Origin of the sequence: Idiomarina sp. X4 (assembly GCF_002808045.1) — a bacterium.
Lineage (GTDB): Bacteria > Pseudomonadota > Gammaproteobacteria > Enterobacterales > Alteromonadaceae > Idiomarina.
In genome coordinates this window covers 1,134,996-1,151,844 of the sequence record NZ_CP025000.1, presented here as the reverse complement: position 1 = coordinate 1,151,844, position 16,849 = coordinate 1,134,996, and the positions used below count along the sequence as shown (strand labels likewise).

General features: G+C 45.5%; 16 protein-coding genes. 7 read left to right on the top strand and 9 right to left on the bottom strand.

What is annotated here, in order from left to right:
* The first annotated feature begins 76 nt into the window (after positions 1 to 76).
* Positions 77 to 328, top strand: coding sequence for a GIY-YIG nuclease family protein (locus CWC33_RS05530; RefSeq protein WP_100691125.1), 252 nt, complete (start codon positions 77 to 79; stop codon positions 326 to 328).
* Here the strand turns inward: CWC33_RS05530 and CWC33_RS05525 are convergent.
* The 6 genes from CWC33_RS05525 to rpmH are packed head-to-tail and all read right to left on the bottom strand — an operon-like array spanning position 311 to position 5,841.
* Positions 311 to 1,990, bottom strand: a complete 1,680-nt coding sequence (locus tag CWC33_RS05525) for an FUSC family protein (protein ID WP_100691124.1) — start codon at positions 1,988 to 1,990, stop codon at positions 311 to 313. The two genes, CWC33_RS05530 and CWC33_RS05525, sit on opposite strands and share 18 nt — an antisense overlap.
* Before the next feature lie 25 nt (positions 1,991 to 2,015).
* A complete protein-coding gene (mnmE, locus tag CWC33_RS05520; protein ID WP_100692283.1) occupies positions 2,016 to 3,389 on the bottom strand; it encodes a tRNA uridine-5-carboxymethylaminomethyl(34) synthesis GTPase MnmE in 1,374 nt (457 codons plus the stop codon).
* 17 nt (positions 3,390 to 3,406) lie between these two features.
* Positions 3,407 to 5,077, bottom strand: a complete 1,671-nt coding sequence (yidC, locus tag CWC33_RS05515; protein ID WP_100691123.1) for a membrane protein insertase YidC — start codon at positions 5,075 to 5,077, stop codon at positions 3,407 to 3,409.
* Positions 5,074 to 5,385 carry a membrane protein insertion efficiency factor YidD gene (yidD, locus tag CWC33_RS05510; RefSeq protein ID WP_100691122.1) on the bottom strand — a complete coding sequence of 104 codons (312 nt, stop codon included), beginning with the start codon at positions 5,383 to 5,385 and terminating at the stop codon, positions 5,074 to 5,076. The genes yidC and yidD overlap by 4 nt, the downstream gene beginning before the upstream one ends.
* Positions 5,340 to 5,714, bottom strand: a complete 375-nt coding sequence (gene rnpA / locus CWC33_RS05505) for a ribonuclease P protein component (RefSeq protein ID WP_088767103.1) — start codon at positions 5,712 to 5,714, stop codon at positions 5,340 to 5,342. The genes yidD and rnpA overlap by 46 nt, the downstream gene beginning before the upstream one ends.
* Positions 5,707 to 5,841 (bottom strand): 50S ribosomal protein L34, encoded by a 135-nt coding sequence (rpmH, locus tag CWC33_RS05500; RefSeq protein ID WP_011235863.1) that lies wholly within the window; start codon positions 5,839 to 5,841, stop codon positions 5,707 to 5,709. Before rpmH ends, rnpA begins: the two co-directional genes overlap by 8 nt.
* 424 nt (positions 5,842 to 6,265) lie before the next feature.
* Here rpmH and dnaA point away from each other — a divergent pair, with 424 nt between their 5' ends.
* The 4 genes from dnaA to gyrB are packed head-to-tail and all read left to right on the top strand — an operon-like array spanning position 6,266 to position 12,281.
* Positions 6,266 to 7,639 (top strand): chromosomal replication initiator protein DnaA, encoded by a 1,374-nt coding sequence (gene dnaA, locus CWC33_RS05495; RefSeq protein WP_088767102.1) that lies wholly within the window; start codon positions 6,266 to 6,268, stop codon positions 7,637 to 7,639.
* Positions 7,640 to 7,667: 28 nt separating this feature from the next.
* Complete coding sequence (dnaN, locus tag CWC33_RS05490; RefSeq protein WP_100691121.1) at positions 7,668 to 8,771, top strand: DNA polymerase III subunit beta; 1,104 nt, start codon at positions 7,668 to 7,670, stop codon at positions 8,769 to 8,771.
* A 59-nt stretch (positions 8,772 to 8,830) separates the two neighbouring features.
* Positions 8,831 to 9,847 (top strand): DNA replication/repair protein RecF, encoded by a 1,017-nt coding sequence (recF, locus tag CWC33_RS05485; protein ID WP_232709853.1) that lies wholly within the window; start codon positions 8,831 to 8,833, stop codon positions 9,845 to 9,847.
* Positions 9,848 to 9,863: 16 nt separating this feature from the next.
* On the top strand, positions 9,864 to 12,281 hold the full coding sequence (gene gyrB, locus CWC33_RS05480) for a DNA topoisomerase (ATP-hydrolyzing) subunit B (RefSeq protein ID WP_100691119.1): 2,418 nt from the start codon (positions 9,864 to 9,866) through the stop codon (positions 12,279 to 12,281).
* Between the two features lie 70 nt (positions 12,282 to 12,351).
* Here the strand turns inward: gyrB and glyS are convergent, their stop codons facing one another.
* The gene (gene glyS, locus CWC33_RS05475; protein ID WP_100691118.1) at positions 12,352 to 14,418 is read right to left on the bottom strand and encodes a glycine--tRNA ligase subunit beta; all 2,067 of its coding nucleotides are present in this window, start codon (positions 14,416 to 14,418) and stop codon (positions 12,352 to 12,354) included.
* Between the two features lie 13 nt (positions 14,419 to 14,431).
* Positions 14,432 to 15,343, bottom strand: coding sequence for a glycine--tRNA ligase subunit alpha (glyQ, locus tag CWC33_RS05470; protein ID WP_100691117.1), 912 nt, complete (start codon positions 15,341 to 15,343; stop codon positions 14,432 to 14,434).
* 93 nt (positions 15,344 to 15,436) lie between these two features.
* Here glyQ and CWC33_RS05465 point away from each other — a divergent pair, with 93 nt between their 5' ends.
* Positions 15,437 to 16,036 (top strand): DNA-3-methyladenine glycosylase I, encoded by a 600-nt coding sequence (locus CWC33_RS05465; protein WP_100691116.1) that lies wholly within the window; start codon positions 15,437 to 15,439, stop codon positions 16,034 to 16,036.
* A gap of 26 nt (positions 16,037 to 16,062) precedes the next feature.
* The gene (locus CWC33_RS05460; RefSeq protein ID WP_100691115.1) at positions 16,063 to 16,554 is read left to right on the top strand and encodes a GNAT family N-acetyltransferase; all 492 of its coding nucleotides are present in this window, start codon (positions 16,063 to 16,065) and stop codon (positions 16,552 to 16,554) included.
* Positions 16,555 to 16,572: 18 nt separating this feature from the next.
* Here the strand turns inward: CWC33_RS05460 and tusA are convergent, their stop codons facing one another.
* Positions 16,573 to 16,812 (bottom strand): sulfurtransferase TusA, encoded by a 240-nt coding sequence (tusA, locus tag CWC33_RS05455; RefSeq protein WP_100692282.1) that lies wholly within the window; start codon positions 16,810 to 16,812, stop codon positions 16,573 to 16,575.
* Between the last annotated feature and the right edge of the window lie 37 nt (positions 16,813 to 16,849).

Sequence of the window (16,849 nt, the reverse complement as noted above, 5' to 3'; positions counted from 1 at the left end):
AATGGAATCCTTCTGGGTCTCATATGCCTCTCTTGGTACACTGTTATCTGAGGTTGATTACCAAAGAGTTCAAGTCATGTCTTGGTTTGTTTACATTCTTAAGTGCTCTGACAATACATACTACACTGGCGTTACAAAGGATCTAAAACGACGTGTTGAGGAACATAATGGTGATGACAAAAAAGGCGCTAAATACACGAAAAGCCGTCGACCGGTTCGTTTATTTTGGTCCGAGCCACATGAATCACGTTCATCTGCCTGCCAAAGAGAAGCGGCAATAAAACGGATGAAACGAACTGAAAAAGTCGAACTAGCCAGTGGCGTTTAGGCGGCTTTGCCCTTCCAGTAATTGTTGGATAATAGGGGTTTTGTCTTTCATCGCGAGTTTGTCAGCCAATTGAGTGAGCTTAAATATACGATGGTAAAAGCGCGCTTTGCGGCGTTTGTATTGGCTTAAAGTAAGTGATGTTTGGTTTAGTTCTTCTATTTCCTTTTCCAGTAAGTCAAACAGTTGGTTATAGCGCTTTTTCAAGCTGGTTGGATAAATAATTCGATAAGCGAACATTGCTAAAAGAGGCGCTGATATTACTGCTAATGCAATGGTTATTGAGTGGCTCAAATTGAATATATAGGGCACGGTCGGTTGCATGAGCAGTAAAAAAACTAAGTTAAAATCCATGCTGCCATTGGCCGTTTTTTGATGGGACATGGGGAAACCACCCATTAGAATAATCGGCATAATCGCTATTAGCATCCAAAAAACAGAATGACTGAACTGCCAAATACCCGCTTGAATCAGTATGGCAGTTAGTGCGCCGACACTTTGCCCGAAAAATACGTATTTCATGGTGAGTGCAGGGTTATCGGCGGTTGAAAACAGGGTCAACATAACCGACGCGCCCAGCATTAAATAAGCCATTTGAAACCAGTGGGTGTACCACCACAACGTACCAATTATGGCGAGTATAATGAAAGTTCTAATCGCAGAGTGACGCGCGCCGCGCCAATCTCTGTGCAACAGAGTTGTAGAAAGCAGTGTCGAATTTGCCGTTTTTCCGGTGTCTTTGAATGATAAACGTTCTTCGGTTGCGTCGATAAACTCTTTAAAGCGGCGTTTAACAGCACCGTTGGTCATGGCTTTTAAGGCATTATTTAATGCGCTTAAAATATCTTTTCGATGTACGGATGCTTTTATTCTATTTGACGCTTCATGTAAGTGTGTACTTACTTCTGTGTTTTCTTCAAAGCCTTGTATCTGCAGCTCGGCAATAAAACCAAGTTGGGCATTGATAACCTGACGAATGGTTTTGGCTGAATCGTGAGCACTGACGGAGCCAGTGCCGTGATCAAGCAGTTGCGACTCCAGGTGAGCAAGTTCTGACAGCTTTTTATCCAATTGAATTTGGGTCTTTTCCGGCGATGAGAAAGCTTGGCTCAACTCATAGAGATTGGCTGCAGTATATCGACGTAATTCATTAATTATGGTCTGTTCTGCACGTTTATAAGTGAATAGAAAACCAATAATCAATGAACAGATAATTCCGACAAAAACGGTGAGTAGTCGGTCAATTCCTAGGGGAATAAGCGCATCTGGACTTTGAGTCAGCAAAACTACCATAGAGGCCGAGTAGCCCGCTAAAATAGTGCCGTAAGAAACTAATCCGTGCAGAAGGTTGCCAGTGTAGACACACAAAGTGACCCAAAGTGTAAGGCCAGTGACTAACCAAAAAATATCGCCGCCGGAAGTCACCACCAGCACCATTCCAAATAATGTGCCAAGCAAAGTGCCTAGCGCTCGGTATGCGGCTTTTTCTACAAGAAGACCACGAGTAGGTTGCGATACTGCCCAAACCGTCATAGCGGACCACTGAGGGTGCTCCAGGCCTAACGTCCAGGCAAAAAGAAGAGACAGACAGGCTGCAACGCCGGTTCGAAAGCCAAACCGTAAACGGACGTAGTCAAACCCCCATTGCGCTAACTTGTCTTTCAAACAGAGTCCTTAATTGTCGGTGTGTTTATTTGCCGATGCAGAACGATCCGAAAATTTGGCCCAATAGGTCATCAGAAGTGAATTCACCGGTTATTTCGTTCAGGTGTTGCTGTGTTAAACGTAGCTCTTCTGCGAGTATTTCACCGGCCATATTGGCTTCAAGTTGCTCCTGACCTTGTAGCAAATGCGTTTTCGCTTTGGCAAGCGCATCTAAGTGGCGACGGCGGGCCATAAAGCTGCCTTCTGAGGTCGCATTATAGCCAACACAATGCTTCAGGTGTTCACGCAATAACTCTATACCGTGGCCTGTTTTCGCAGACAAATGAACGACAGGAATGCCGTTATGTTCATCGATTCCCGTTGGCTCTTCTGACAAGTCAACTTTGTTACGAATAACGGTGTAAGGCATGTCATCGGGTAGTTGAGCGAAAAATTCCGACCAAATATCGTCTGGGTGTATCGCCGAGGTTTCCTGACTATCGACCATAAAGAGTACCCGGTCAGCCTGGCGAATTTCGTCCCAGGCTCGCTCAATGCCTATCTGCTCAACTTGATCCGGGCTTTCGCGTAAACCCGCGGTATCAATAATGTGTAACGGCATGCCGTCTATTTGAATGTGTTCACGTAATACGTCGCGAGTGGTGCCTGCAATTTCTGTGACAATGGCCGACTCTCGTCCGGCGAGTGCGTTAAGTAAGCTCGATTTACCGGCATTGGGGCGACCCGCAATCACAATACGCATACCCTCACGCATGAGTGTGCCTTGCTTAGCTTCCTGTTCTATATGGAACAGTTGGTCGATAATGTCCGCCAAATCGGTTGCGACTTTACCGTCACTTAAAAAGTCAATTTCTTCGTCGGGAAAGTCGATAGCCGCTTCAACGTACATGCGTAGATGAATAACGGCATCAACGAGTTGATCAACCCGGTGAGAGAATTCGCCTTTTAAACTTTGTAATGCAGCTTTTGCGGCTTGTTCCGAGTTGGTATCGATAAGGTCGGCGATGGCTTCTGCCTGCGTTAAATCGAGTTTGTCGTTCATAAAAGCGCGTTCGCTGAATTCGCCTGGGCGTGCAGGACGTATACCCGGCATTTCCAGTATGGCTTTTATGATCATGTCGATTAATACTGGGCCGCCGTGTCCCTGAAGTTCTAATACATCTTCACCGGTAAAGGAGTTAGGACCTTTGAAAAACAGCGCTATACCCTCGTCCAGTAACTCGTTGTTACTGTCATAAAAGGGAAGGTATTCTGCTTTACGAGGTTTTGGGCAGTGGCCTAATAGCTGTTCGGCGACCTGGGTGGCAGCCGAACCGCTAACACGGACAATACCAACACCACCGCGACCGGGTGGTGTCGCTTGAGCGACTATGGTGTCATCGCTAAAGGTATCGTCCATGTTGCTGTCTATCATGCTTATTTCTTCTTATTACCTCTTACCATCATGCCTTTTTTCTCTAGCCCACGGTAGATAATCAGCATTTGTGCAATGGTAATTAAGTTACTGACTAACCAGTATAGTACTAGGCCTGATGGGAACCACAGGAAGAACACGGTAAAGATAACCGGCATATACTGGAACAGTTTCTGTTGCATAGGGTCTGTGGCCGGCGTTGGCTGCAGACGTTGCATCAGGAACATACTTGCACCCATCAGTATAGGCAATATGTAGTAGGGGTCTTTAGTCGACAAGTCCTGGATCCAGAAAATAAATTCTGAATGGCGCAATTCGACGCTTTCCAGAAGTACCCAGTAAAGCGCCAGGAAGATAGGTAACTGTAACAGCATTGGCAAACAACCACCGAGTGGGTTCACCTTTTCTGTTTTGTACAGCTTCATCATTTCCTGAGACAGTTTCTGGCGGTCACCGCTGTAACGTTCCCGAAGTTCAGTCATTTTCGGCTGCAACATACGCATTTTAGCCATAGACACGTATTGTGCCTTGGTCAGCGGGAATAACAGCGCTTTGACGATAACGGTCGTTAAGATAATAGCCAGACCCCAGTTAATGACAATGCTTTGTAAGAACTGAAGTAATTTGAAAATAGGCTGTGCTAGCCACCATAGGAAACCGTAGTCGACGGTCAAATCCAGGTGTTCGACTAACTGGGCCATTGAGTCTTGGTCTTTCGGGCCTAAATAGACCTTTGATTCAATGGTTTCTGTGCTGTTCGGATTCACCTGAGTGGCTGGGTAAACCACACCGATAATCGCTTGGGAACCATTCGCTACTCGCGAAAATAAACGATTGGTTTGTTGTTGCGTGGGTATCCAGGCAGAAACAAAGTAATGTTCCAGCATACCGACCCAACCCGTTTGAGAAGTGACATCCAAGCGCTTATCTTGCATATCTTCGAAGTCATATTTCTCAAACTTGTCGTCATCATGAGAATACGCCGCACCGAAATAAGTGGGCATTATCATGCTGCCACTTTCGCCGGTGCCCATTGAGCGTTTTAACTGACCATAAAACTGAGTGCTTAAAGTTTCCGCAGTGTTGTTTTCAATTTCGAAGCGAACATCAACGTCGTAGTGACCGGGTGTAAACGTGAATATTTTACGGTATACCACGCCGGTCTCACTGGTATAAGTGAGAGGCACTTCAACTTTCTCTGAAGTAGAGGAATACTCCGTCTTTTCGTAGCTATAAACAGCTCGGCCGTTTTTGTTATCAATGCCGTCAGCACCAATTAAGCCAGACTGAGCCACATAAACGGCATTTGACTTGTTTTGCAGTAGCTGAAAACGCTCGTCAGAGTCGAGTTCCTTTGCAAACTCCAGCAGTTTTGCAGAAACAATATCGCCGCCACGCGTATCGATTTGTACATCAAGTACATCGGTTTCCACGTGAATAGTGGTCGCGCTCAAAGTCTTCGAAACACTTTCGGTTTCAGGAACATCACTGGATGCAGCAACTGAACCACTTGGAACGTCGGTTGATCCTGCGCTGTCAGCGGGTTGCTGCTGCGTAGATTCAGAATTTGTTGGAGCCGTTGTACCTGGTGCCGATTCCACAACCCAATTTTGGTAAAGGAAAAATGACACCACTAAAAAGGCAATAAATAATATCGAACGTGGCGAATTCATAGTGATTTCGTCTCTGTTGGCTGTTTCGTTAATGATTGACTGTTATTTTCAGCGTTAGCTTTTTGTTCTTGCTCGCAAGGAGGGACGGGGTCGTAACCGCCCGGGTGACCGGGGTGGCATTTACCGATTCGCTTGGTGGCAAGAAAAACTCCACGGATTGTACCGTGTTTTTCAATTGCCTCACAGGCGTAATGTGAACATGACGGATAAAATCGACAACGCGGTCCAAGTAACGGACTTATGACCCATTGGTAAATTTTGATTAGCGCGATTGGTATTGCACGCAACGCTTTGCTAATTTTCGCCATAAATAATTCAACGTATCCCTTAAAGCTGCGTTATCTTGCTCAACGATACCTGGCTTGGCAATAATAACAATGTCGAAACCCGGTAGTTTATGTTGGCTTAAGCGAAAAGTCTCGCGCATTTGGCGTTTGATACGATTACGATCAACAGCGCGTTTGGCGCGTTTCTTACTAATAGTGACGCCGATGCGTGGATGGCCTTTCGTGTTGGGCGTTGCCAACATAGTAATGTGAGAGGTAACAGCTTTTACAGGGGGATTTGAGAAAACAGTCTGAAAGTCAGAGGGAGTTAGCAGACGTAACTCCCGTCCGTATGAGGTACTATTAAGCACTCAATACTTTACGACCACGAGCACGGCGGCGAGCCAATACTTTACGGCCGTTTTTAGTTGCCATGCGAGCACGGAAACCGTGAGAGCGCTTGCGCTTTAGTACGCTTGGTTGAAATGTTCTTTTCATAACTAATCTTCCATCGGTCAGTTTGCTAGTTCCCACGCTGGCCGAATAAGTTGAAACCAAACGTGACGGGAATTTTTTAGAGCGCGGATCTTACCGATCTTTTCTCGACTAGTCAACGACTATGCGTGTATTTATTGGTCTTTTTCGTTGGCTTTTTAGTGATTTTTGAAAGTTGGCGTCATCCACAATTCTATCTGTATTTTTTTACAGTATGTGGATAATTTTTAACTTATACACTTTTTATATTTTTACTATTTTTAGAATAGATGCTTTCAAAGCAAAATATGAGCCAAATTTATGCCTTGCTGTAAAATAAAAAAGTCCTTTATTTATGCTGTTTTCGCGTGTTTTTGACTGGCGGAAAAAGAATGACTGAAGTACAATCGTTGGATACTATAATAAATAAACGATCCAGGAGAAGAGTGTGAATAATTCGCTTTGGCAACAATGTGCAGAGCGACTGCAATCGGAACTTCCGTTACAGCAGTTCAACACGTGGATCAGACCACTTCAAGCCGAACAAAACGGTGACACGCTAACCTTATTTGCTCCGAACATCTATTCGGTTGACTGGGTGCGCGACAAGTACTTAAAAACCATTAATGACTACCTTTCAAACCTGTGCAATGGTGAAACAGCACCGAATGTTGTTTTGAAAGTAGGTGAAGTTTCCAATGGCCGCTCCTCTTCCGTAGCGTCGGTGCAAAAGCGTGCCGCGGCTGTTCGCAAAAAGGCAACTGGATTTTCCGGTAGCAGTAACGAGTCATCAGAGGAATTCGAAAGCAATATCCATCCAGAATACACCTTTGATAATTTCGTTGAAGGTAAGTCGAACCAGTTAGCGCGAGCAGCGGCAATACAGGTGGCTGAAAACCCTGGTGGTGTTTATAACCCGTTATTTGTTTATGGTGGTACGGGTCTTGGTAAGACGCACTTATTACATGCTGTTGGTAATGGCATTATGGCGCACAAAAAGGGCGCCAAAGTGTTCTATATTAGAGCAGAGCGTTTTGTTCAGGACATGGTTAACTCCATTAGAAACAGTTCAACGAACGAATTTAAGCGTTATTATCGGTCGGTCGATGCTTTGCTAATTGATGACATTCAGTTTTTTGCGAATAAGAAAGGGTCGCAGGAGGAGTTTTTCCACACCTTTAACGCTTTGTTGGAAGGTAATCAGCAAATCATCATGACCAGCGACCATTACCCGAAGGAAATAGAAGGGGTAGAAGATCGCTTAAAGTCGCGTTTTGGTTGGGGCTTGACCATTGCTATTGAACCACCGGAATTGGAGACGCGAGTCGCAATTCTGATGCGTAAAGCTGAAGAGCGTGGTTTGAATATGCCGCACGAAGTGGCGTTTTTTATTGCTAAACGGTTGCGTTCAAACGTTCGGGAACTTGAAGGTGCATTGAACCGGGTGGTTGCTAACGTCCAACTTACTGGCCGTCCAATAACCATCGACTTTGTACGCGAAGCCCTACGCGATTTGATAGCGGCGCAGGAAAAACTCGTTACTATTGATAATATTCAGAAGACGGTAGCCGAGTATTACAACATCAAATTGGCTGATATTTTGTCAAAGCGTCGTAGCCGCTCGGTGGCAAGACCACGGCAATTGGCAATGGCCTTAGCTAAAGAATTGACCAATCATAGTTTACCGGAAATAGGGGACGCGTTCGGTGGTCGGGATCACACAACGGTGCTCCATGCGTGTCGAAAAATACAAGAATTAAAAGATGCTCAGAACGACATAAAAGAAGATTATCGTAATTTAATACGGACGTTGTCGTCTTAAGCATGTCGTCATTACAGGGGAATGAGTCATGAAATTTTCTATTAATCGCGATGCGTTTTTAAAGCCGCTTCAGGTAGTGAGTGGCGCAGTAGAAAGACGTCACACGTTACCAATTCTTGCCAATTTATTGTTGCAGGTTGAAAACGGTCAGTTGAAGCTGACTGGCACGGATTTAGAAGTTGAGCTAGTGTCGTCAGTCGGATTGGAATCGGCTGATATGGACGCATCGGTAACCGTGCCGGCAAAGAAATTAGTCGATATTGTCCGTAGTTTGCCCGATGGTTCAGTGATTGAGTTTACCGCTGAGGGTGACAGCGCCACTGTAAAATCCGGTCGAAGCAAATTTAAGCTGAGTACACTTTCTGCGGATGACTTTCCTAATATTGATGATTGGAAAAGCGATATTCAGCTCGTAACAGAGCAGGGCATTTTGAAAGACTTAATGGAGAAAACGCATTTCTCCATGGCAAACCAAGATGTTCGCTATTACTTAAATGGTATGTTGTTTGAGACCGACAGCGGCATGCTTCGCTCAGTCGCTACTGATGGACACCGTTTGGCCATGAGCACCTGCGCTATTGACCAACCGGGCTTAACTCAGCGCCAGGTGATTGTGCCGAGGAAAGGGGTGGTGGAATTGCTTCGTTTATTGGGTGAAGATGAACACGAAGTAACGGTATCTATTGGCAATAATCATATTCGTGTAGAAACACCTGAGCTCATGTTTACCAGTAAATTGGTTGATGGGCGCTTCCCTGATTATCGGCGTGTGCTTCCGAGCGGCGGCGACAAAGTTGTTATTGCTGATAGAGACACACTTAAGCAGGCATTCAGTCGTGCTTCAATCTTGTCTAACGAGAAATTTAGAGGGGTTCGTTTGAACCTGAGCTCGGGCGAGCTTTGCATCACAGCAACCAACCCAGAGCAAGAGCAAGCTGAAGAGATTATTGAAGTCGACTACCAAGGTGAGGACTTGGAGATAGGTTTCAACGTCAGCTATTTGCTTGATGTGATGAATAATATTGATGAAGAGCAGGTGTCTTTCACACTATCGGACTCTAATAGCAGTGCGTTAATAGAGCCTCAACATGACGAATCTTGCTGTTACGTTATCATGCCAATGCGTTTGTAATATCTGCCTAGATGTTTATAAACTCGCTCAATTTAAGCCACTTCCGAAACTTCCAGGAAGTGGCCATCTCTCCTGATAGACATATCAATTTAATTACCGGCAGTAATGGGTCTGGTAAAACGAGTCTTTTAGAAGCAATTTACTTATTGGGTTTTGGGCGGTCTTTTCGACCTGGTGGATTTCGGCAGCTTATTAATGAAAGCGCTGAGCAATTTACGATTTTCTGTCGTACAGAAAATCACTCCATTGGCGTTAGAAGGACAACCGCGGGTGAGCAAACGCTGCGACTGGATAATACAAACGCAACAAAAATGTCAGAGGTGGCTCGCTTAGTCCCCGTTCAACTGTTGACGCCTGAGTCTGTAGACATTCTTTTAGAAGGACCAAGTTTACGGCGACAATTTTTAGATTGGGGAGTGTTCCACGTGGAACATTCGTTTTATCGAAATTGGGTGTCGTACACTCAGATACTGAAACAAAGAAACAGTTTATTAAAGCAATACTCGGCCTCTGCAAATCAGGATAGATATTGGGTTGAGCAGCTCTCGCATTATGGCGAACTTATTACGGTTAGCCGTGAAAATTATTTGAAAGAACTGGCGGATTATATACAAGAATTAGCGAAATCTTTCCTCTCAAATGTTACAATCGAGGTTCGACTTAAAAAAGGGTGGGATAGTACCCAGTCACTTTTTTCGGCCTTAGAAAGCCATACAGACAAAGATAAGAAATACGGCTTTACATCGGTAGGTCCGCATAAAGCGGATATTAAAATTTTGGCCGATGGAGTTGATGTAAAACATCGTTTGTCGCGCGGCCAGTTAAAGGTGCTGGTTTCAGCATTGAAATTAGCGCAGGGAAAACACTTTCAGTCGATGAAAAATGAGTCCTGTGTCTATTTGGTTGATGATCTGACATCCGAGCTGGATGCAGATAATCAACGATTGTTTTGCCAACAGCTTGAACAACTAGATGCGCAAGTATTTGTCACAGCGATTACTGGTAAGCAGTTGTCGGATAAATTTCAAAAATCGCCCAAAATGTTCCACGTGGAACATGGGGCAATAAACGAATGATATCGAGATAATAACTATGGAAGAAAATAACTACGGTTCATCGAGTATTAAGGTCCTTAAAGGATTGGATGCAGTTCGTAAACGTCCAGGGATGTATATCGGCGATACGGACGACGGTACGGGTCTGCATCACATGGTTTTTGAGGTTGTCGATAACTCTATTGATGAGGCTTTGGCTGGTCACTGCTCAGAAATTCTCGTCACCATTCATTCTGACGGTTCCGTGTCAGTAAAAGATGATGGCCGTGGAATTCCTGTCGACATTCACGAAGAAGAGGGTGTGTCGGCGGCTCAGGTTATTATGACGGTGTTACACGCCGGCGGTAAATTTGACGATAACTCTTATAAAGTATCCGGTGGTTTGCACGGCGTTGGTGTTTCTGTTGTTAACGCTTTGTCGGAAAAGCTACAACTAACAATACGTCGCCAAGGCAAAGTGTATGAGCAAACTTACCACATGGGTGAGCCGGAAAGTGATGTTACCCCTGTCGGTGAAACTGACTCGACTGGTACAGAGCTACGTTTCTGGCCGAGCGGTGAAACCTTTAGTGATACTGTTTTTCATTACGACATTTTAGCTAAGCGCTTACGTGAACTTTCCTTCCTAAACTCTGGGGTAGGTATCCGTTTGCGTGATGAGCGTGATGACCGAGAAGACCTCTTTAAATACGAAGGTGGTATTGCTGCGTTTGTTAATTATCTGAATCAGAATAAAACGCCTATCCATGAAAAGGCCTTCCATTTTGCTGCAGAAAGAGAAGATGGCATATCGGTAGAAGTAAGCATGCAATGGAATGATTCATTCCAGGAAAATATTTACTGCTTTACGAATAACATTCCTCAGCGAGACGGTGGTACTCACTTAGCGGGTTTCCGTGCAGCATTGACGCGTACGTTGAATGCTTACATGGAAAAGGAAGGCTTCACCAAGAAGACAAAGACATCGGCGACTGGCGATGATGCTCGCGAGGGTTTGACAGCTATTATTTCTGTGAAAGTACCAGACCCTAAGTTTTCATCACAAACGAAAGACAAACTCGTGTCTTCTGAGGTGAAATCAGCGGTTGAGCAAGCAATGAATGAACAGTTGGCAGACTACCTGTTAGAAAATCCAACTGAATCAAAACTCATTATTAATAAAATTATTGATGCGGCCAGAGCACGTGAAGCGGCACGAAAAGCCCGCGAAATGACACGTCGTAAAGGCGCGTTAGATATCGCTGGCTTGCCCGGGAAATTAGCTGACTGTCAGGAAAAAGACCCGGCACTTTCTGAACTTTATATTGTGGAGGGTGACTCGGCAGGTGGTTCTGCGAAGCAGGGGCGTAACCGTAAGAATCAGGCAATACTGCCGCTTAAAGGTAAAATCCTGAACGTTGAAAAAGCGCGGTTCGACAAGATGCTATCTTCTGCAGAAGTTGGGACGCTAATAACAGCAATGGGCTGTGGTATTGGTCGCGACGAGTACGATCCGGATAAAACGCGTTACCATCGCATCATTATCATGACCGATGCCGACGTCGATGGTTCTCACATTCGTACGCTGCTGTTGACGTTCTTCTATCGTCAAATGCCTGAGATTATCGAGCGTGGCTATATTTATATTGCGCAGCCTCCGCTTTATAAAGTGAAAAAGGGTAAACAGGAAGTCTACATAAAAGATGACCCAGCACTTATTCGTTACTTAACTAGTCTAGCGCTGGATAATGCTTCCTTGCACGTCAATGAGACAGCACCAGGCATATCGGGCGAGCGTTTGGAAAACCTAGTAAATGGTTATCAGATGGCGCAAGAAAATATTAAGCGTTTAAGCCGTCGTATGCCTGAGAAGTTCCTTCAGCGTCTATTCTATGCGCCTCGTTTGACTGACGAGCGCTTAAAAGACAAAAGCTATATGGAAGGTTGGGTTAAGACACTTAATGATGATTTAACTGCTCGTGAAGTGGATTCAGCCAGCTACAAGATGTCATTGCATGAAGACGAAGAGCGTCAAATGTGGCTGCCAACAACCACGATTCGTCAGCACGGTGTCGATACCGACTACCCACTAAACTACGAGTTTTTAATGTCGAAAGATTACGAGCAAATCGTAACGCTCGGCGAAGAAATTGACTCGCTGGTTGAAGAGGGCGGCTATGTACTTCGTGGCGATAAGAAGCAACCAATCGATCACTTTGTAGATGCGGTTGAGTGGTTAATTAGCGAGTCTAAACGTGGTTTGTACGTACAGCGTTATAAAGGTTTGGGAGAGATGAACCCAGACCAACTTTGGGAAACCACCATGGATCCAGAAACGCGTCGTATGCTTCAGGTAACGATTGAAGATGCGATAGGAGCGGATCAGTTGTTTACGACCCTTATGGGTGATGAAGTTGAGCCACGCCGAGCATTTATTGAATCTAATGCACTGAAAGTAGCAAACTTAGACGTTTAGTCTGTTACTTTTGATATAAAAAAGGCGGCTACCGTTTCCGGAGCCGCCTTTTTCTCTATCTTCTAAACGGTTATTGCAGTAATGAAATATCCGCTATTTCTAAGAACAGTTGTCGTAAACGGTACAGTAAGTTCAGGCGGTTAAGCCTAATATCATCCTTTTCAGCGTTCACCATAACGTGCTCAAAGAATTCATCTACAGGCTCTTTCAGGTTAGACAGTTGCGTCAGGGCATCGGTGTAGTTACCGTCCTGAATGAGCGGCTTAACAGTTTTCTCTGTTTCGTCTAACAACTGATACAAGGCTTTTTCAGGCGCTTCTTGTAACAGGCTTGGTTGAACCTGACCGTCTATTGATTCCTTGGATTTCGCCAGTATGTTACCTACGCGCTTATTTGCGGCAGCTAAACTCTCTGCTGAATCCAGCGATTTAAATGCTTCAACGGCTTTAACGCGCTTGTCGAAATCAACCGGTTTTGACGGTGAGCGAGCAAGCACCGCCTGAATGACGTCAACGGAAATGCCTTGCTCTTGATACCATGGGCGGAAACGTCCGAGTAGGAAGTCGAAGACATCCCCTTTAACCGCTTGGTTAGATAGCTTATCTCCAAAACCTTCGGCAGAGGCCGCTAAAAGCTCATTTAAGTCGAGTGGTAAGTCACGCTCGACCAATGTGCGTAATAGCCCAAGCGCAGCTCGGCGCAGAGCGAATGGGTCGCGGTCACCTTTAGGCACTTGGCCAATACCGAAAATACCGACCAGAGTATCTAGCTTATCCGCAAGCGCAACAGCGCATGCTTCTTTGCTTTGAGGTAAATGGTCCCCTGAGAAACGAGGCCAATAGTGTTGCTCTATAGCCTCTGCAACACTGGCTGTTTCGCCATCATTAAGCGCGTAATGTTTTCCCATAACGCCTTGTGTTTCAGGGAATTCTGAGACCATGTCGGAAACTAAGTCAGCCTTACACAGCAGACCGGCGCGCTTAGTTGCTTGAGCGTCAGCTTTAAGAAGCGACGCAATTTTTTCTGCCAATTCAGCAATGCGACGAGCTTTGTCGCCAATACTGCCAAGTTGCTTCTGGAAAAGGACAGAATCGAGTTTGGCAATTCGTGATTCAAGCGTTTGCTTCTTGTCGGACTCAAAGAAGAACTGAGCGTCTGCCAGGCGAGGGCGAATAACTTTCTCATTACCATGAATGATTTGCTGCGGATCGCGGCTTTCTATATTGGTAATGAATATGAATTGAGGACGTAACTCGCCGTTATTGTCCTCGACCGGGAAGTAACGTTGGTCGTCTTTCATGGTGACAATAAGCGGCTCTTTAGGTACGTCCAAAAAGCCTTTATCAAAACTCGCGGTTAAAGCAACTGGCCACTCGACTAATGCAGCAACTTCTTCGACTAAATCATCGTCTTGAATGACGCGACCACCAAGCTCGTTTGCTAAGCGTGTGACTTCGGACTGGATAATATCAATACGCTCTTCGAAGTTAGCGATCACTTTCGCTTCACGCAGCTTATTTAAGTAGTTGTCGACGTGATCGAGCTCGAAACCTTCCGGTGAATGGAAACGGTGCCCTTGAATAAATCGAGCGCTTTTTGTCTCCAGTACTTCGGCATCGATTAGCTCGCTGCCAAGCATGACGGTCAATGTATGTACCGGACGAATAAATTGAGCTGTACTGTCTCCCCAGCGCATGGGTTTAGGAATAGGTAGTGTCTTAATTGCAGACTCTATGAACCCTTGCGTTAACTGCATTAAAGACTGGCCTTTAACCGTCGCCTTATGCAGCAACCATTCGCCTTTGTCCGTTGTTAAACGATCCGCTTGCTCAACCGTAATACCATTAGAGCGGGCCCATCCTTCTGCTGCCTTGGTTGGCTTTCCTGCATCGTCAAAAGCAACGTTTACAGCGGGACCTCGTTTTTCAACAACTTTGTCTTGTTGTTCTGTCTCAACTTGCTCTACTAGCACCGCTAAACGACGTGGTGTTGCATAAGCTTCAATGCTTTCGAAAGAGAGTTCAGCCGATTCCAAACTTGCTTGTATGCCCGACTTAAAACTGTCACGTAATGCTTTCAAAGCCTTTGGAGGAAGCTCTTCCGTGCCTAATTCAATCAGTAGGTTGTCTTTATTCACAGCTATGCTCTCCTTAGTCTTCGGCTTTCTTGTCGGCCATAGGGAAGCCTAACGCTTCCCGTGCCTGATAATAAGTTTCAGCAACTGCCTTAGCCATGGTTCGCACTCGCAATATATAACGCTGCCTTTCGGTTACGGATATGGCGTGTCGGGCGTCTAACAAGTTGAACGCATGTGATGCGCGCATTACCTGCTCATAAGCGGGTAGAGGCAGGGCTTTTTCTATCAGCAATTCGCATTCTTTTTCGCAGTCTTCAAAACGCTGAAACAGCACATCGACATCAGCGTACTCGAAGTTATAAGTGGATTGCTCAACTTCGTTTTGATGAAAAACATCGCGATATAAGATCTTGCCACGTGGTCCGTCTGTCCAGACTAAGTCGTAAATGCTGTCCACGCCCTGAATATACATTGCTAAACGCTCAAGACCGTAGGTGATTTCACCGGCAACCGGACGACACTCTAGCCCACCAACCTGCTGGAAGTAAGTAAATTGGGTGACTTCCATACCGTTCAACCAAACTTCCCAACCTAAGCCCCAGGCACCGAGCGTTGGCGACTCCCAGTTGTCTTCCACAAAGCGTATGTCATGCGTCAAAGTGTCAAAACCGAGCATTTCTAAGGAGCCCAAATAAAGCGCCTGAATGTCTTTTGGCGAAGGCTTCATAATGACCTGAAACTGATAGTAATGCTGAAGACGGTTCGGGTTCTCGCCGTAGCGTCCGTCAGTGGGGCGGCGACAAGGCTGTACATAAGCGAAGCTAGCCGGCTCCGGCCCTATTGAACGCAGAAAGGTCATTGGATGAAATGTACCGGCGCCCACCTCCATATCCAGAGGTTGAACCACGGCACAGCCTTGCTGAGCCCAGTAATCTTGTAAGGCTAGAATAAGCCCCTGAAAGGTTTTTACATCGTATTTCGACATACGCGTTCTCTGCTTTGTTATTTGTGGTTGACCGATGGTCGAAAAATATGCGTAGATTATACCCTCTGAAGCGCCTTGGTTATAGGGGATGGCATGACAAATAATCAGCCAGAGCGGTGTTCGTGGTGTGAATCGGCCGATGACTATCGGGCTTATCATGACAATGTCTGGGGGAGGCCGGTACGAGACGCGCAAGAACTTTTTGCGAAGTTGTGTCTGGACGGCCAACAAGCGGGTCTTAGCTGGATAACCATTTTGCGCAAACAAGCGGGTTTTGAAAAAGCCTTTTTAAACTTTAACCCACAGGCTATTGTGGCAATGAGTGACGAGCATCGGGAAGCGCTTTATACCAATCGTGATATTATTCGCAGTAAGAAAAAAATTGACGCGATATTTACCAACGCCGAAGCGTATTTAACGCTTGAAAAACAAGGCGAAGACTTTGGTCGGTGGCTGTGGTCTTTTGTTGGTGGAAAACCCGTTATCAACAGTTATAAGACACAAGCGCAAATTCCCACCGAAAATGAAGCCTCCAGAGCAATGGCCAAAGCGTTGAAAAAGGCAGGATTCAAGTTCGTTGGCCCCACCATTTGCTATGCTTTTATGGAAGCAGTTGGTATGGTTAACGACCACGTTGTTAGCTGTCATTGTTACGAACCTGTCGTACAGCAAATGAAGCAATTTACGTTGTAAAACGTTGTTAAAAGAGCGAAGGAAGAATGATTGAAATAACATTAGCGGATTACAGCAATCCCAAACATCGCAGCGCGGTTATCGCAATGCTTGACGCCTATGCTAAAGATCCCATGGGTGGCGGAGAAGGTATTTCTGAAGAAGTGAAAGAAAACCTGATTGATGAGATGGCAAAAAGAGATCATGTTTTTTCATTGCTGGCGTACGACGGTGACACTCCGGTTGGCGTTGCTAACTGTGTGGAAGGTTTCTCTACGTTCGCTGCTAAGCCGCTGATGAACATTCACGACATAGCTGTTATACCGGAATACAGGGGTAAAGGAGTTGCACGTAAACTGCTGGACGAAGTGAAAACGTTGGCAGAATTTCGTGGCTGCGTGAAGCTGACCCTGGAAGTACTGGAAAATAACGACCGAGCCAAGCAAGCGTACAAAAATTTCGGCTTTGAACCTTACGAGCTCGGCGATGTTGGTCAGGCTGAGTTCTGGGAAATGTATTTAAATAAAGACAAAACCTGACACCCAAACGTCAGGCTCTTAGTGGGACTTCCTAACCCAGTAGCGGTAAGGCATATCTTCGGTTTCAGAGCCCACTAATTCATGCTCCATAAACTCGCAAAAGCCCGGAATGTCCCGGGTTGTTGCGGGGTCGTCCGCTATAATCAGTAACACCTCACCAACTTTCATTTTACGAACAGCCGCTCTTACCAGCATGACGGGCTCCGGGCATTTAAGACCAAGGGTATCGAGTTCTTTGTCGCAGGTAATTTGAGTCATTAGCTTTAATAAATTAAGTGGAATTAACAGAGAGTTT

Bases quoted from the DNA above. Each gene is read 5' to 3' on its own strand.
- mnmE (WP_100692283.1), bottom strand. From the start codon at position 3,389: ATGGACGATACCTTTAGCGATGACACCATAGTCGCTCAAGCGACACCA.
- CWC33_RS05465 (WP_100691116.1), top strand. From the start codon at position 15,437: ATGACAAATAATCAGCCAGAGCGGTGTTCGTGGTGTGAATCGGCCGAT.
- yidD (WP_100691122.1), bottom strand. From the start codon at position 5,385: ATGGCGAAAATTAGCAAAGCGTTGCGTGCAATACCAATCGCGCTAATC.
- glyQ (WP_100691117.1), bottom strand. From the start codon at position 15,343: ATGTCGAAATACGATGTAAAAACCTTTCAGGGGCTTATTCTAGCCTTA.
- rpmH (WP_011235863.1), bottom strand. From the start codon at position 5,841: ATGAAAAGAACATTTCAACCAAGCGTACTAAAGCGCAAGCGCTCTCAC.
- CWC33_RS05460 (WP_100691115.1), top strand. From the start codon at position 16,063: ATGATTGAAATAACATTAGCGGATTACAGCAATCCCAAACATCGCAGC.
- tusA (WP_100692282.1), bottom strand. From the start codon at position 16,812: ATGACTCAAATTACCTGCGACAAAGAACTCGATACCCTTGGTCTTAAA.
- CWC33_RS05530 (WP_100691125.1), top strand. From the start codon at position 77: ATGTCTTGGTTTGTTTACATTCTTAAGTGCTCTGACAATACATACTAC.
- yidC (WP_100691123.1), bottom strand. From the start codon at position 5,077: ATGAATTCGCCACGTTCGATATTATTTATTGCCTTTTTAGTGGTGTCA.
- dnaN (WP_100691121.1), top strand. From the start codon at position 7,668: ATGAAATTTTCTATTAATCGCGATGCGTTTTTAAAGCCGCTTCAGGTA.
- gyrB (WP_100691119.1), top strand. From the start codon at position 9,864: ATGGAAGAAAATAACTACGGTTCATCGAGTATTAAGGTCCTTAAAGGA.